Raw genomic sequence first — 15,058 nt, forward strand, 5'->3', positions numbered from 1 at the left:
CCATACAGACCTTTGAAGATGTGCGCTGGTGGCTGACACAGGCTGGCGTGGAGGGCAGCGTTATTTACCTGAAGGTAATCGATAGGGATGCGACATCAGCCGCGCGCGCGCAAGTACGCTCCCTGGATTTGGCACCTCTCGAAAACGTAGCGGTTGACGCATCGCTCTTTGCGGCCATCGGGTGGATATCGCCGTTTTCTGAACCCGTTCTGGGCGAGGTCATCGCGGGCGGACGCGGTGAGGAGGCAGGCCTGCTGCCAGGTGATCGTGTCCTGTCGGTGAACGATACCTCTGTGCAAGATGCCTATGCGTTGCGCACTGCGATTTCCCGGTCACCTGAACAGACCTTGCGCTGGCGGCTGATGCGGGATGGGTAGGAAAGGGAGGTTTTCGTGCGCCCCAAATCCGAGGTGCAGATAGAAGCCGCCAAACCTGTCGGACGTATTGGCGTGATGGTGGGCGGCAGACCCGAAATGGTCGATGTTCAATATGGATTCGCAGAGGGCTTAGGCCGTGCGGTAGAAAAAACCTGGGATGTCGCCCGCATGTCCTTGCATGCCATGGGTCAGATGCTGACTGGAGAGATGTCGATTCGCAGTCTCAATGGTCCGTTCACGATTGCGGACTACGCCGGCAAATCAGCCGCTCTAGGGTTTGTGCAATTTGTGAGTTTTTTGGCCCTTATCAGCGTCAGCCTGGGGGTGCTCAACCTGCTGCCTCTGCCGGTGCTCGATGGGGGGCACCTGATGTATTATCTTTGGGAGGGAATCACCGGGCGACCGGTGCCTGACAGATGGTGGGAAGCGCTTCAGCGCGCGGGGATCGCGCTCTTGCTTGCGATGATGTCCATCGCCTTCTACAACGATATTTTGCATATCTTGGGCTGAGTCGCACTGCCGACTTGGCCTCATGCCCGGAGATTCAATGTGAGTACATTCAACATTCGTAGGCGCAGCATCCGTATGGCCGCCTGCGGCAGCTTGCTGGCCGTTTTGCTGCAAAGCGCATGGGCCTTAGAGCCTTTCGCCGTAACCGATGTGCGTGTCGAAGGCCTGCAGCGCGTGGAGGCCGGCACGGTGTTCGCGTCTATCCCTGTGCGCGTAGGCGAGTCGTACACCGACGACAAGGCGGCAGCATCCATACGCGCTTTGTTTGCATTGGGGCTCTTCAAAGACGTGCGAATTGAGACCAAAGATGGCGTGGTCGTGGTGATTGTGGAAGAGCGACCCAATGTGGCTGCTGTGGACTTTTCCGGCAACCGTGAGTTTGAGAAAGATGTGCTCCAGCGCGCCCTGCGTGATATCGGTCTCACCGAAGGCCGGCCCTACGACAAGGCCTTGGTCGACAGGGCGGAGCAAGAGCTGAAGAAGCAATACATCAACAAGAGCATGTATGCGGTGGAAATCGTCACCACGGTCACGCCGATTGAGCGCAACCGTGTGAACGTAAGCTTTGCGGTCACAGAGGGCGATACCGCCAAGATCAGCGAGATCAACATCGTTGGTAACAAGACCTTTTCCGCTGACACATTGCGGGGGCTTTTTGACTCCGACACCGGCAACTGGCTCAGCTGGTACACCAAGTCCAACCGGTATGCGCGCACCAAGTTGAACGCGGATATAGAAACCCTCCGGACCCACTACCTGGCACGCGGATTTCTTGAGTTCAAGGTGGACTCCACGCAGGTGGTGATTTCTCCTGACAAAAAAGAAATCTCCATCACGGTGAACATCACCGAGGGTGAGCAGTTCGCGGTGTCCAAAATCAAATTGGCTGGCAACTACCTCGGCAAAGACGAGGAATTTCAGTCCCTGGTCACCATCAAGGCGGGCGAGCCTTACAACGCGACCGACGTGGCGCAAACCACCAAAGCCTTCACCGACTACTTCGCCAATTTCGGATACGCCTTTGCACGTGCAGAAGCGCGCACCGACATTGATCGGTCCACCAACCGGGTTGAAATTACGCTGGTGGGCGAGCCATCGCGCCGTGTGTATGTGCGTCGCATCAACGTGGCCGGAAACGACCGCACCCGCGATGAAGTCATCCGCCGCGAGTTCCGCCAGCTAGAGGCTGCCTGGTACGACGGCGAGAAAATCCGCCGCACCCGCGACCGCGTGGACCGCCTGGGTTACTTCACCAATGTGGGCGTAGAAACCCAGGAGGTGGCCGGCTCGCCCGATCAGGTGGACCTGACTTACACGGTGACTGAAAAGCCCACGGGCAGCATCAGCCTCGGCGCGGGCCTCTCGAGCGCAGACGGCCTGGGGCTGTCGTTTGGCTTCAAGCAGGAAAACGCATTCGGGTCGGGGAATTCGCTTGGCATCGAGCTGAACACCAGCAAGGCCAATCGCACCGTGGTTTTGAGCACCACCAACCCGTACTTCACCGATGACGGCGTGTCGCGCACCTTTGATTTGTACCAGCGCACCTCGCGTCCCTACGACGATGTGGACAGTTACGCGATTGAAACTACCGGTGTGGGCATTCGCTTTGGCGTGCCGTTCTCGGATTCCGACACCGTCTTTTTTGGCATTGGCTCGGACAGGACCCGCATCATCCCCGGCAACTACCTGCCACCGGTCTACGCGGACTACACCGCTGAGTTCGGCTACACCGCCGCTTCGCTGCCCCTGACGGTGGGTTGGGCGCGTGATACCAGAGACAGTGCTCTGGTGCCAAGCACAGGGCGGGTCATCCGCACTAACGCAGAGTGGAGCGTAGGCGGCGACATGCGGTACATCCGTGGCACAGCGCAGTACCAGCAGTTCTTTCCGATCAGCCGCAAGGTTACTGCCGCGTTCAACACCGAGCTCTCCATGGGCTCTGCCACGGGCACAGGTTCCTATCCCGTTTTCAAGAACTATTACCTGGGTGGTTTGGGATCGGTGCGTGGGTTTGAGCAGGGAAGCTTGACCACCGCGACACAGCGTTCCAGCGGCTTGACTGCCACCGGCGGGGTGAAGCGCGTGGTGTTCAATGGTGAGTTGCTGTCCCCGCTGCCCGGTGGCGGTAATGACCGCACCTTGCGCGGCTTCGGGTTTGTGGATGCCGGAGGAATTTTCGGAGTGGATGAGGCGATCCAGCTTGCGGACATGCGTGCTTCTTTCGGTGTGGGCATCAGCTGGATCTCTCCGGTTGGCCCACTGCGCTTGGCGATTGCGCGGCCCTTGTCGAAGTTCGACGTAGATAAAATGCAGAACATCCAATTTCAAATCGGAACAACCTTTTAATGAAAACCGCACACATGAAATGGGCGCTGGCCGCCGTGATGGCCCTGACCTTGGGTAGCAGCTTGGCACAGGAGTCCAAAGTCGGCTTTATCAACACCCAGCGTCTCACCTCGGAGTCCACGCCTGCCAAGGCTGCACAAGCCAAGCTGGAGCAGGAATTTGCAAAGCGCCAAAAGGATCTGGCCGACTTGCAGCAAGCCCTCAAATCGATGAGCGAAAAGTTTGATCGTGACGCGCCTGCGATGTCCGAAGCCCAGCGTGTTGCCCGCCAAAAGGAATTCGGCGAGCAGAGCCGTGACTTCCAGCGCAAGCAGCGTGAATTTCAGGAAGACCTGAACGGGCGCCGTAACGAAGAGCTGCAGCAAGTGCTGGAAAAGGCCAACAAGGCTGTCAAGCAAGTGGCCGAGGCTGAAAAATACGATATCGTGATTCAGGAGGTTGTGTACATCAGCCCCCGCCACGACATCACCGAGAAGGTGTTGAAGATTCTCAACGCCGGCACCAAGTAAGTTTTGTTGAGCCCCCGCGTCGATGTGACACCCGTCCCGCTCGCCACCCTGGTTGCCGAATTAGGGGGCGAGCTGTCCGGCGCACCGGAGCTGTTGATTACCGGCCTTGCGCCCCTGGAGTCTGCAACAGGCTCCGAGATCAGCTTTCTCAGCAACCCCAAGTACCAGCAGCAACTCGCTGCCTCTGAGGCGGGCTGCGTCATTGTGAGCCCTGCCATGGCCACCGTGGCGGCTGCGCGCGGTGCCTGCATCGTCACGTCCAACCCATATTTGTATTTCGCTCGGCTCACGCAGCTTTGGCGCAAGTTGCGCAATGCAAATGCGCCGGCGATGCCGCGTATTCATCCCAGCGCGGTTGTTGACCCGAGCGCCACTATTGCTGCTACGGCCCGCATCGGGCCGCTGTGTGTGGTGGAGGCCGGCGCAACGGTGGGCGAGGGCAGTGTGCTCACATCGCGGGTGACCTTGGGCGCAGACTGCCACATCGGCGCGCGCTGCCTGCTTCACTCCGGCGTGGTGATTGGGGCGGATGGTTTTGGCTTCGCGCCCGACGGCGAGCGCTGGGAGAAAATCGAACAACTCGGCGCCGTGCGCATCGGCAACGATGTGGAGATCGGCGCCAATACCTGCATTGATCGCGGCGCCCTGCAAGACACGGTGATTGAGGACGGCGTCAAGCTGGACAACCTGATTCAAATCGGCCACAACGTGCGTGTTGGCGCCAACACCGCCATGGCGGGCTGCGTCGGTGTAGCGGGCTCTGCCACGATAGGCCCGAACTGCACGGTGGGCGGCGGCGCCATCATTCTTGGGCATCTGACGCTGGGCGCCGGTGTGCATATTTCGGCTGCAACGGTGGTGAGCAAATCAATCTCTAAGCCCGGCCACTACACCGGCATGTTTCCCATCGACGAGAACGCCAATTGGGAGCGCAACGCCGCCTCCTTGAAGCAACTGCACAGCCTGCGCGATCGTATTAAAACCCTGGAAAAAGAGAACAAGCCATGATGGATATTCACAAAATTCTGAAGCAACTGCCGCACCGCTACCCCTTCCTTTTGGTGGATCGGGTGCTGGAGCTGGACAAGGGCAAGACCATCAAGGCCCTGAAAAACGTCACCATGAATGAGCCTTTTTTTGAAGGCCACTTTCCGCACCGCCCGGTGATGCCGGGCGTGCTGATGCTCGAGGCCTTGGCCCAGGCGGCTGCCCTGTTGGCCTTTGACGCGCTGGACACCTCCCCCAGCGATGAGATGATTTATTACTTCGCCGGCATCGACGGTGCGCGCTTCAAGCGTCCGGTGGAGCCTGGCGACCAGTTGCACCTGTATGTGGAAATGCTGCGCATGAAGGCTGGGATTTTCAAGTTCAAGGCCATGGCCAAGGTCGGCGACGAGCTGGCCTGCGAAGCCGAGCTGACCTGCGCCATGCGCGCCATCACGCAATAGGAGCGAGTGTGAGCAAGGTTCACTCCACCGCCATCGTTGCGCCGGGCGCCGAGCTTGACAGCTCGGTCACCGTGGGGCCTTACACCATCATCGGCCCGCACGTGCGCATCGGGGCTGGCACCACGGTGGGCCCCCACTGCGTGATTGAGGGGCACACCACCATCGGCGCAGACAACCAGATCTTCCAGTTCAACTCGCTGGGCGCCATTCCACAGGACAAGAAATATGCCGGTGAGCCGTGTGAGCTGGTTATTGGCGACCGCAACACCATCCGCGAGTTTTGCACCTTCAACATCGGCTCTCCCGGCGATGCCGGCGTGACCCGGTTGGGCAATGACAACTGGATCATGGCCTATGTCCATCTGGCGCACGACTGTCTGGTGGGCAACCATACGATTTTTGCGAACAATTCCCAGCTGGCCGGCCATGTGCAGGTGGGCGATTGGGCCATTTTGGGCGGCTTTACCGTGGTGCACCAGTTTGTGCGCATCGGAGCCCACAGCATGAGTGCCATGTGCTCGCTGCTGTTTGCGGATGTGCCGCCCTTTGTTATGTGCCAGGGGCAGCCCGCTGGCGCACGGTCTATGAACTACGAGGGCCTGCGCCGCCGTGGTTGGTCGCCCGAGCGGGTTGCCGGCGTCAAGGCCATGCACAAGGCCCTTTATCGCGACGACCTCACGCTCGAAAGCGCTACAGAGCACATTGCGGCGCTGGCTGTGGAGCGGCCGGAAACCGCGTCCGATGTGGCCATGATGCAAGAGTTCCTGGCCGGTGTGTCAGCCCAGCGCGGCATCGTGCGCTGAACCGGCCGCGCAACAATGCCCGCGGACAGCCGCACTTTCCCCCATGAAGTGCCCCATGCTGAGCCCCATGATGCGGCTCATGAGGTGCACCTTAGTCTGCCGGACAACGAGCGTGTGAAGGTGTCGGACGGGGCTCCTGTTGTAGCCATGGTGGCCGGTGAGGCTTCGGGCGACCTGCTCGCAGGACTCTTGCTGGCCGGCCTGCGGCAACGCTGGCCTGAGGCGATTACGCAAGGCATTGGCGGGCCGCAGATGGCAAAGCAGGGCTTCTCAGCCTGGTGGCCGCACCATAAGCTCTCGGTGCACGGGTTCAGCTGGGAGCTGCTGCGGCGATACCGCGAGATTGTGGGTATCCGCGCAACGCTGGGCGACAGGCTGCTGCACAACAGGCCCGATGTGTTTATTGGCGTTGACGCGCCGGACTTCAACCTTGCCCTCGAGGCCCGTCTCAAGGCACAGGGTATGAAGACGGTGCATTTTGTGTGCCCCTCTATTTGGGCCTGGCGGCCCGAGCGGGTGGAAAAACTGCGCCAAAGCACTGACCATGTGCTGTGCATCTTCCCGTTTGAGCCGGCCTTGTTGGCCGCGCATGGCATTCCCGCCACCTATGTCGGCCATCCGCTGGCGGCGGTGATTCCGATGGAGTCCGACAAGGCCGCCGCACGGCGGGCGCTGGGACTGGCCGATGCTGAGGAGGTGGTCGCCCTTCTGCCCGGGAGTCGGCAGTCCGAAATCCGGCACCTCGCTTTGCGCTTCTTTCGGGCTGCGGCGCTTATGCAGTCTGCGCGACCAGCTATCAAATTCATAGTGCCAGCGGTTCCGGGCCTGCTGCCTGAAATTCAGGCGATTGCCGAGCGCAGTGGCATGGCGGATTGCTTGCAGATGCTAAGCGGCCAGTCTCACACCGCGCTGGCGGCCTGCGATGTCACGCTGATTGCCAGCGGCACTGCCACGCTGGAGGCCGCGCTCTTCAAGCGGCCCATGGTGATTGCTTACAACATGTCCTGGGTATCGTGGCAAATCATGCGCCGCAAGCGCCTGCAGCCTTGGGTGGGCTTGCCCAACATTTTGTGTGGCGATTTTGTGGTACCGGAGCTGCTGCAAGACGCCGCCACCCCCGAGGCTTTGGCCGAAGCCGTGTTGCAGTGGCTGGATGCTGCTCGCCAAGCCCCTGCGAAAATAGCAGCGCTCGAGTCCAGATTCTGCGAACTGCATGCCGAGCTGCTGCGCGACACCTCACAACTTGCCACCGATGCCATTGAAAAAATCCTCCAAAGCTAGCCGCATGGGTACCAGCCCGACGCAGCAGGTTGCGTTCAGCTGGGACCTGCCGGGACTGCTGGCAGGGGTGGATGAGGCCGGGCGCGGGCCCCTGGCCGGGCCGGTGGTGGCCGCGGCGGTGATTCTGGACGACATGCGCCCGATTGCCGGGCTCAACGACTCGAAAAAACTCAGCCCAGCACGGCGCGAAAAGCTGTTTGACGAAATCCGCGCCAAAGCGCTATGCTGTTCGATTGCGCAGGCGAGTGCGCAAGAAATTGATGAAATCAATATCCTCCAGGCTACGCTGTTGGCCATGCGCCGCGCGGTCGAGGGACTGCGCTTGAAGCCGGCCAAGGTGCTGGTCGATGGCAACCGGCTGCCCACCCTGGACGTGCTAGCCGAGGCTATTGTCAGGGGCGATGCAACGGTGCCGGCCATTTCGGCGGCATCGATTCTGGCCAAAGTCACCCGTGACCGCTGGTGCGCCGAGTTAGACGCACAGTATCCGCAGTATGGCTTTGCCGCCCATAAGGGCTACGGTACTGCCGAGCATCTGGCTGCGCTGCAGGCCTACGGCGCATGCCCCGAGCACCGCAAGACCTTTGCGCCGGTGGCGCTGGTGCTCTGAGCCGCCATGACAGAGCCTCATCTCATCCGCTCCCGCGACAACGCGCTCCTCAAAGAGCTGCGCAAGCTCAATCAAGACAACATCGCTTACCGCAAAACGGGCCGCTTCTGGATCGAGGGCGACCATCTTTGCAGCGCGGCGCTCGTGCGCTGCCTGCGCCCTGCGGTATACGTCGTTTCGGAGTCTTTTTGGCCTCTAGCGCCCGTGGAATATGCGCAGGCAGCTATCAAAAAAGTAGTAATTCCCGACGCACTGTTTGCGGAAATCAGCGGCCTCGAGTCGCCAGCCCGGGTTGGTTTTGTGCTGGATCTTCCCGAGCCGGCCGGCGTCGTGGCTAACTCAGCTACGGTGATTCTGGACCGGGTGCAGGACGCCGGTAATGTGGGCTCCATTCTGCGCAGCGCCGGTGCGTTCGGCTTCCGGCAGGTGCTGGCGCTCAAAGGCTCGGCCGCGCTCTGGAGCCCCAAAGTGCTGCGGGCCGGTATGGGGGCGCATTTCGGGCTGCAACTGGCCGAGGGGTTGGATCTTGCCGATTTGGATTCGCTGCAGGTTCCTTTGGTGGTGACCAGTTCCCACCAGGGGCGCTTGGTGCATCAGCTCGAACTGCCCCATCCCTGCGCCTGGGCGATGGGACACGAAGGGCAGGGCGTGTCGCAGGAGTTAATGGCGCGGGCGTCGGTGTTCGCCCGCATTGGACAGCCCGGCGGCGAGGAGTCGCTCAACGTGGCAGCCGCAGCTGCCATCTGCCTGCACGCCAGCAGCTTGAGGCTTCACAGCGGCTGAATCAGCACTGCTGCGCGTCTATAATGGGAGGCTTTTCAGAAAACAGCCGTCCCAAGCGCAGTTCAAGCACTTCCCCTCACAAAAAGTACCCGCCAAGATGCTGTCTTGAGCGCGTTTGGGCGTACCCGTAACCCATTCGGAGAAACCAGTGCTTTTGTCTCTCAAGGGAACCAACCCACCCGCAATTTTGGCGCTCGCAGACGGCACGGTCTACATCGGCAATTCCATCGGAGCAGCTGGCTCCACCGTCGGAGAGCTTGTGTTCAACACCTCGATGACCGGCTACCAAGAAATCCTGACCGACCCCAGCTATTGCCAACAGATCGTCACCCTGACCTACCCCCACATCGGCAACACCGGCGTCAACCCCGAGGACGTCGAGTCCGGGCGGGTGTTCGCCGCCGGCTTGATCATCAAAGACCTGCCGCTGATTGCCAGCAATTTCCGCACGACGCAAACCCTGAGCGAGTATTTGATGGCGGAAGGGACGGTTGCCATTGCCAACATCGACACTCGCCAGCTCACCCGCCAGCTGCGTACCCACGGCGCACAAAACGGTTGCATTCTGGCCCTTGCCGCAGGCGAATCGGTGAGCAAAGAGGCGATTGACAAAGCCATCGCAGCCGCCAAAGGCGCACCGAATATGGCGGGCCTGGACCTGGCCAAGGTGGTGTCAGGCACCGCCAGCTACCCCTGGACCGAGACAGAATGGGCCTTGTCCGGGCAAGATGGCAAGCCGGGTTATGGCGTGCAGACTGCGCCGCTATTTCATGTGGTGGCCTATGACTTTGGCGTCAAGAAAAACATCCTGCGCATGCTGGCCGAGCGGGGCTGCAAGGTCACCGTCGTGCCCGCCCAAACGCCTGCCGCCGAAGTGCTGAAGCACCAGCCCGATGGCATTTTTCTATCCAACGGCCCGGGTGACCCGCAGCCCTGCGACTACGCGATTACCGCAGCCCACACCTTGATCGAGTCCGGCATCCCCACCTTCGGAATTTGTCTCGGGCACCAGATCATGGCTCTGGCCAGCGGAGCCAAGACCTTCAAGATGAAGTTCGGCCACCATGGCGCGAACCATCCGGTGAAAGAGCTGCGCAGCGGCCGCGTGTCCATCACCAGCCAAAACCACGGTTTTGCGGTGGATGAAAAATCTCTGCCCGCCAACCTGCGGGCGACCCACGTCAGCCTGTTTGACGGCACCTTGCAGGGCCTGGAGCGCACCGATAAGCCGGCCTTTTGCTTCCAGGGCCACCCTGAAGCTTCGCCAGGGCCGCACGACATCGGCTACCTGTTTGACCGGTTCACTCGCGAGATGACGGACTGCAAAGCCTCCCGCGCATGAGCTTTTACGGCGTGACCGATCTCTGGACCTACGTGCTGGGCGCCCTGGCGATTATTTTGTTGCCGGGCCCCAATTCGTTGTTCGTGCTGTCGGTGGCGACGGTGCGTGGCGTGCGGTCGGGCTACCAGGCTGCCATGGGAGTTTTTGTGGGCGACACGGTGTTGCTGCTGCTCACAGCGCTGGGCGCAGCGGGCTTGTTGCGTACGTATCCGGCGCTGTTTATGGTTGTTAAGTACGCAGGTGCTGCTTATCTGAGCTGGATTGGTATCAACCTGTTGCGCGCCGCCTGGCAGGGCTTGCGTCAACCGGTGACGGCGGCGGTGGTCGACACGCAGTCGGGCGCCGCTGAGCCCGTCCCGTCCAACATGCAAAGGCCGTTTCATCGCGCGTTGCTTATCAGCCTGCTCAACCCAAAAGCGATTTTGTTTTTGTTGTCGTTTTTTGTGCAGTTCATTGACCCTGCCTACGACACGCCAGCGCTGCCGTTTTTGATCTTGGGCACCATCATCATGGTGTTCAGTGCCCTGTATTTGTCCGCCCTGATTTTTGCCGGCGCCCGCCTGGCCCAGGGCTTCGGCCGCCGCAAGCGCTTAAGCGCTGCCTTGTCCAGCGCAGTGGGCGGCCTGTTTGTCTGGTTCGGCGTCAAGCTGGCCTCCGCCAGTCTCGCCTGACACCCTCGATTTGATTCAGAAGTAAAACGCCTCCAAGCGAAGAGTTCACCATGCCAAAACGTACCGACATCCAAAGCATCCTCATCATCGGCGCCGGCCCCATCATCATCGGGCAGGCCTGCGAGTTCGACTACTCCGGCGTGCAGGCGTGCAAGGCCCTGCGTGAAGAGGGCTACAAGGTCATCCTGATCAACAGCAACCCCGCCACGATCATGACCGACCCCGCCACGGCCGACGTGACCTACATCGAGCCCATTACCTGGCAGACGGTCGAAAAAATCATCGCCAAAGAAAAGCCCGACGCCATCCTTCCCACCATGGGCGGGCAGACGGCGTTGAATTGCGCGCTCGACCTCTGGCACCACGGCGTGCTGGATAAATACAAGGTGGAGCTGATTGGCGCAACGCCCGAGGCCATTGACAAGGCGGAGGACCGGCTGAAGTTCAAGGACGCGATGACCAAAATCGGACTGGGCTCTGCCCGCTCCGGTATCGCGCACAGCATGGAAGAGGCCTGGTCGGTGCAAAAGACGGTCGGTTTTCCCACCGTCATCCGACCCAGCTTTACGCTGGGCGGCACCGGCGGCGGCATCGCTTACAACTCCGAAGAGTTTGAGACCATCTGCAAGCGCGGCTTGGAGGCCTCGCCCACCAACGAGCTGCTGATTGAGGAGTCTCTGCTCGGTTGGAAAGAATACGAAATGGAAGTCGTGCGCGATAAGGCGGACAACTGCATCATCGTCTGCTCCATCGAAAACCTGGACCCCATGGGTGTGCACACCGGCGACTCCATTACGGTCGCGCCCGCTCAGACCCTGACCGACAAGGAATACCAGATCCTGCGTAACGCATCTCTTGCGGTGCTGCGCGAAATCGGGGTGGATACCGGAGGCTCCAACGTGCAGTTCTCCATCAATCCCCAGGACGGCCGCATGATCGTCATTGAGATGAACCCCCGCGTTTCGCGTTCGTCGGCGCTGGCGTCCAAGGCCACCGGTTTTCCCATCGCCAAGGTCGCTGCCAAACTGGCGGTGGGCTTCACGCTCGACGAGTTGCGCAACGACATCACCGGCGGCGCGACCCCGGCATCGTTTGAGCCCAGCATCGACTATGTGGTTACCAAGATTCCGCGTTTTGCGTTTGAGAAGTTTCCGGCCGCCGACAGCCGTCTGACCACCCAGATGAAGAGCGTGGGCGAGGTGATGGCCATGGGCCGCACCTTCCAGGAGTCCTTCCAGAAAGCCTTGCGCGGGCTCGAAGTCGGTGTGGACGGCATGAACGAGAAGACGCAGGACCGCGAAGTTCTTGAAAAGGAGCTGGGCGAGCCCGGCCCAGAGCGCATCTGGTACGTGGGCGATGCGTTTGCCCAGGGCATGAGCGTGGACGAGGTGTTTGCGCTGACCAAGATCGACCCGTGGTTCCTGGTGCAGATTGAGCAAATTGTGAAGCTCGAGCTCGAAATCGAGCGCCTGCCACAGCCCGCCAGCGGCTCGGCGCTGGACAAAATCGACGCCGCCACCCTGCGCAGCCTGAAGCAAAAAGGCTTCTCCGACCGCCGCCTGGCCAAGCAGTTCAAGACGACGGACAAGGCCGTGCGCGAAAAGCGCCGCGCGCTGGGCGTGCGCCCGGTCTACAAGCGGGTGGATACCTGCGCCGCCGAGTTCGCCACTAACACCGCCTACATGTACTCTACCTACGAAGCCGATGGCTCCGAGTGCGAGGCCGCGCCCACCGACAAGAAGAAAATCATGGTGCTGGGCGGTGGGCCCAACCGCATCGGTCAGGGCATTGAGTTCGACTACTGCTGCGTGCATGCCGCTCTGGCGATGCGCGAAGACGGCTTTGAAACCATCATGGTCAACTGCAACCCCGAAACCGTGTCCACCGACTACGACACCTCCGACCGTCTGTACTTCGAACCCCTGACACTCGAAGACGTGCTGGAAATCGTGGACAAGGAAAAGCCGGTGGGTGTGATCGTGCAGTACGGCGGCCAGACTCCCTTGAAACTGGCGCTGGACTTGGAGGCCAACGGCGTCCCCATCATCGGCACCACCCCCGACATGATTGATGCGGCCGAAGACCGCGAGCGTTTCCAGAAGCTGCTCCACGCCCTGAACTTGCGTCAGCCGCCTAACGCTACTGCCCGCACCGAGGTCGAAGCCCTGGAAAAAGCCGCAGCGCTGGGCTACCCGCTGGTGGTGCGCCCCAGCTATGTGCTGGGCGGCCGGGCGATGGAAATCGTGCACGAGCAGCGCGACCTGGAGCGCTACATGCGCGAGGCCGTCAAGGTGAGCAACGACAGCCCGGTGCTGCTTGACCGCTTCCTGAACGATGCCATCGAGTGTGATGTGGACTGCATCCGCGACGCTTCCGGCGACACCTTCATCGGCGGCGTGATGGAGCACATCGAGCAAGCCGGCGTGCACAGCGGAGATTCGGCTTGCTCGCTGCCGCCCTATAGCCTGCACGCTGATACCGTGGCTGAGATCAAGCGCCAGACCAAGGCCATGGCCGGCGCGCTCAGCGTGGTGGGATTGATGAACGTGCAGTTCGCCATCCAGAACGTGGACGGTAAGGACGTGATTTATGTGCTGGAAGTCAACCCGCGCGCCAGCCGCACCGTGCCCTTTGTGTCCAAGGCCACCGGCATCCAGCTCGCCAAGGTGGCGGCACGCTGCATGGCCGGCCAGACCCTGGTGCAGCAGGGCGTTACCCGGGAAATCACGCCGCCGTATTTCAGCGTGAAGGAGGCGGTGTTCCCCTTCGTCAAGTTCCCCGGCGTGGACACCATCCTCGGGCCCGAGATGAAGTCCACCGGGGAAGTGATGGGCGTGGGCAAAACCTTTGGTGAAGCCTTCGTGAAGAGTCAGCTGGGCGCAGGCGCCAAACTGCCGCGCGGCGGCAAGGCGTTCATCTCGGTCAAGCAGGCCGACAAGCCGCGCGCGGTGGAGGTGGCGCGCAAGCTCGCCGCCATGGGCTTTGAGATTGTTGCGACCAAGGGAACTGCCGCCGCCATCAACGCCGCCGGTGTGCACTGCGGCGTGGTCAACAAGGTGGCAGAAGGCCGCCCGCACATAGTGGACACCATCAAGAACGAAGAAATCTCCATGGTGGTCAACACCGTGGAAGAACGCCGCAACGCGATTGCCGATTCCCGCCTCATCCGCACCTCGGCCTTGCTGGCACGGGTGACGACCTACACCACGATTGCCGGCGCAGAAGCTGCGGTGGAAGGCATGAAGTACCTCGACAGCCTAGGTGTGATCTCCGTGCAAGAGATGCACGCCGAGCTGCTGGCCTAAACTGCGGCCTTAAGAAAAACGATTCCGAGACACCATGGCAACCTACCCCATTACCAAGCGCGGCGCAGAAATGCTCAAGGCCGAGCTGCACAAACTCAAGACCGTGGAGCGCCCTTCGGTGATTCAGGCAATTGCCGAAGCCCGCGCGCAGGGGGACCTGAGTGAGAACGCCGACTACGACGCCGCCAAAGAGCGCCAAGGCTTTATCGAAGGCCGCATCCAGGAGGTGGAAGGCAAGTTGTCGGCCGCACAGGTGATTGACCCTTCGTCCATCCAGGCTGACGGCCGTGTGGTGTTTGGCGCCACGGTGGAGCTGGAAGACGACGACAGCGGCCAGAAAGTGAAATACCAGATCGTCGGCGAAGACGAGGCCGACCTGAAGCAAGGCCTCATCAACATCAGCAGCCCGATTGCGCGCGCCCTCATCGGCAAAGAGGTGGGCGACACCGCCGTGGTGCAGGCGCCGGGCGGCGAGCGGGCGTACGAAGTCGTCGCGGTGCACTACATCTGATGCGGCAGTTGCCAATCTGGCTGGCGGCGGCGTGGGCGATGAGCCTGTCGGTGCTGGGCTTGATGGTGGTGCCCTTGCTGTTCGTGCATTTGCCAACGCCTGCCATGGCGGGCCAGATGGCCGCGAAATTGTTCAGCGCGCAGATGTGGGTGTCGGTTGCCTGCGGCGCTGGCTTGCTCATGGTTTTTAGGTCAAAAAGAGCGCTAACCCCCGTGGAGTATGCGCAGCCAGCTACACTTTTTGTAGTGGGCGGCTTGTTACTGGCCTTGTTGGTGGAGCTGGCCGTGGCTCCCCGTATCGTTGCCCGCGAGAATCTGGCTTTGTGGCACCGGATCGGAAGTGCGTTGTATTTGGCGCAGTGGCTGTGCTCGCTGTGGGTGATGCGCTGCATGGTGGCGGCACAGTCCGCGAAACAAGCAGCCGACCATTCAGGCGCCCGCACTGACGCCCAGATATAAAAAAACCGGACGCAAAGCTCCGGTTTTCAATGAGAAGAAAAAGCAGAAAAGACAGGAGCCGGAGGCCTTAAAGGCAGCCCAGTTGGGCTCAGGTTTGGCTGCGC

15 protein-coding genes are annotated in these 15,058 nt (G+C 61.1%); all 15 read left to right on the forward strand.

The window, feature by feature from the left end; translation table 11 throughout:
* Window positions 1–377 (forward strand): PDZ domain-containing protein (locus Q0O05_RS08375; RefSeq protein ID WP_293662047.1); only part of this gene is annotated, 377 nt, incomplete at its 5' end.
* Between the two features lie 15 nt (window positions 378–392).
* A complete protein-coding gene (locus tag Q0O05_RS08380; protein ID WP_293662048.1) occupies window positions 393–887 on the forward strand; it encodes a site-2 protease family protein in 495 nt (164 codons plus the stop codon).
* A gap of 75 nt (window positions 888–962) precedes the next feature.
* Entirely contained in the window at window positions 963–3,233 is a 2,271-nt protein-coding gene (gene bamA / locus Q0O05_RS08385) for an outer membrane protein assembly factor BamA (RefSeq protein ID WP_293662066.1), read from the forward strand.
* Complete coding sequence (locus Q0O05_RS08390) at window positions 3,233–3,742, forward strand: OmpH family outer membrane protein (protein WP_293662049.1); 510 nt, start codon at window positions 3,233–3,235, stop codon at window positions 3,740–3,742. The genes bamA and Q0O05_RS08390 overlap by 1 nt, the downstream gene beginning before the upstream one ends.
* Window positions 3,743–3,790: 48 nt before the next feature.
* Window positions 3,791–4,750 carry a UDP-3-O-(3-hydroxymyristoyl)glucosamine N-acyltransferase gene (lpxD, locus tag Q0O05_RS08395; RefSeq protein WP_293662068.1) on the forward strand — a complete coding sequence of 320 codons (960 nt, stop codon included), beginning with the start codon at window positions 3,791–3,793 and terminating at the stop codon, window positions 4,748–4,750.
* The gene (gene fabZ / locus Q0O05_RS08400) at window positions 4,747–5,190 is read left to right on the forward strand and encodes a 3-hydroxyacyl-ACP dehydratase FabZ (RefSeq protein ID WP_293662051.1); all 444 of its coding nucleotides are present in this window, start codon (window positions 4,747–4,749) and stop codon (window positions 5,188–5,190) included. Before lpxD ends, fabZ begins: the two co-directional genes overlap by 4 nt.
* 8 nt (window positions 5,191–5,198) lie before the next feature.
* Entirely contained in the window at window positions 5,199–5,993 is a 795-nt protein-coding gene (gene lpxA / locus Q0O05_RS08405) for an acyl-ACP--UDP-N-acetylglucosamine O-acyltransferase (RefSeq protein WP_293662053.1), read from the forward strand.
* Window positions 5,994–6,140: 147 nt separating this feature from the next.
* A complete protein-coding gene (gene lpxB, locus Q0O05_RS08410; protein WP_293662070.1) occupies window positions 6,141–7,274 on the forward strand; it encodes a lipid-A-disaccharide synthase in 1,134 nt (377 codons plus the stop codon).
* A 4-nt stretch (window positions 7,275–7,278) separates the two neighbouring features.
* Complete coding sequence (gene rnhB / locus Q0O05_RS08415) at window positions 7,279–7,884, forward strand: ribonuclease HII (protein ID WP_293662054.1); 606 nt, start codon at window positions 7,279–7,281, stop codon at window positions 7,882–7,884.
* A gap of 6 nt (window positions 7,885–7,890) precedes the next feature.
* Window positions 7,891–8,667, forward strand: a complete 777-nt coding sequence (locus Q0O05_RS08420; protein WP_293662056.1) for an RNA methyltransferase — start codon at window positions 7,891–7,893, stop codon at window positions 8,665–8,667.
* Between the two features lie 148 nt (window positions 8,668–8,815).
* On the forward strand, window positions 8,816–10,009 hold the full coding sequence (gene carA / locus Q0O05_RS08425) for a glutamine-hydrolyzing carbamoyl-phosphate synthase small subunit (protein ID WP_293662058.1): 1,194 nt from the start codon (window positions 8,816–8,818) through the stop codon (window positions 10,007–10,009).
* Window positions 10,006–10,680, forward strand: coding sequence for a leucine efflux protein LeuE (gene leuE / locus Q0O05_RS08430; protein WP_293662060.1), 675 nt, complete (start codon window positions 10,006–10,008; stop codon window positions 10,678–10,680). The genes carA and leuE overlap by 4 nt, the downstream gene beginning before the upstream one ends.
* Window positions 10,681–10,730: 50 nt before the next feature.
* The gene (gene carB, locus Q0O05_RS08435; RefSeq protein ID WP_293662062.1) at window positions 10,731–13,985 is read left to right on the forward strand and encodes a carbamoyl-phosphate synthase large subunit; all 3,255 of its coding nucleotides are present in this window, start codon (window positions 10,731–10,733) and stop codon (window positions 13,983–13,985) included.
* Between the two features lie 34 nt (window positions 13,986–14,019).
* Window positions 14,020–14,496: a transcription elongation factor GreA gene (greA, locus tag Q0O05_RS08440; protein ID WP_293662064.1), complete on the forward strand. Its 477-nt coding sequence runs from the start codon at window positions 14,020–14,022 to the stop codon at window positions 14,494–14,496.
* Window positions 14,493–14,954, forward strand: a complete 462-nt coding sequence (locus Q0O05_RS08445) for a DUF4149 domain-containing protein (RefSeq protein WP_293662072.1) — start codon at window positions 14,493–14,495, stop codon at window positions 14,952–14,954. Before greA ends, Q0O05_RS08445 begins: the two co-directional genes overlap by 4 nt.
* The last annotated feature ends 104 nt before the right edge of the window (window positions 14,955–15,058 follow it).

Origin of the sequence: Rhodoferax sp. OV413 (genome assembly GCF_945881795.1) — a bacterium.
Taxonomy (GTDB): Bacteria; Pseudomonadota; Gammaproteobacteria; order Burkholderiales; family Burkholderiaceae_C; genus Allorhodoferax.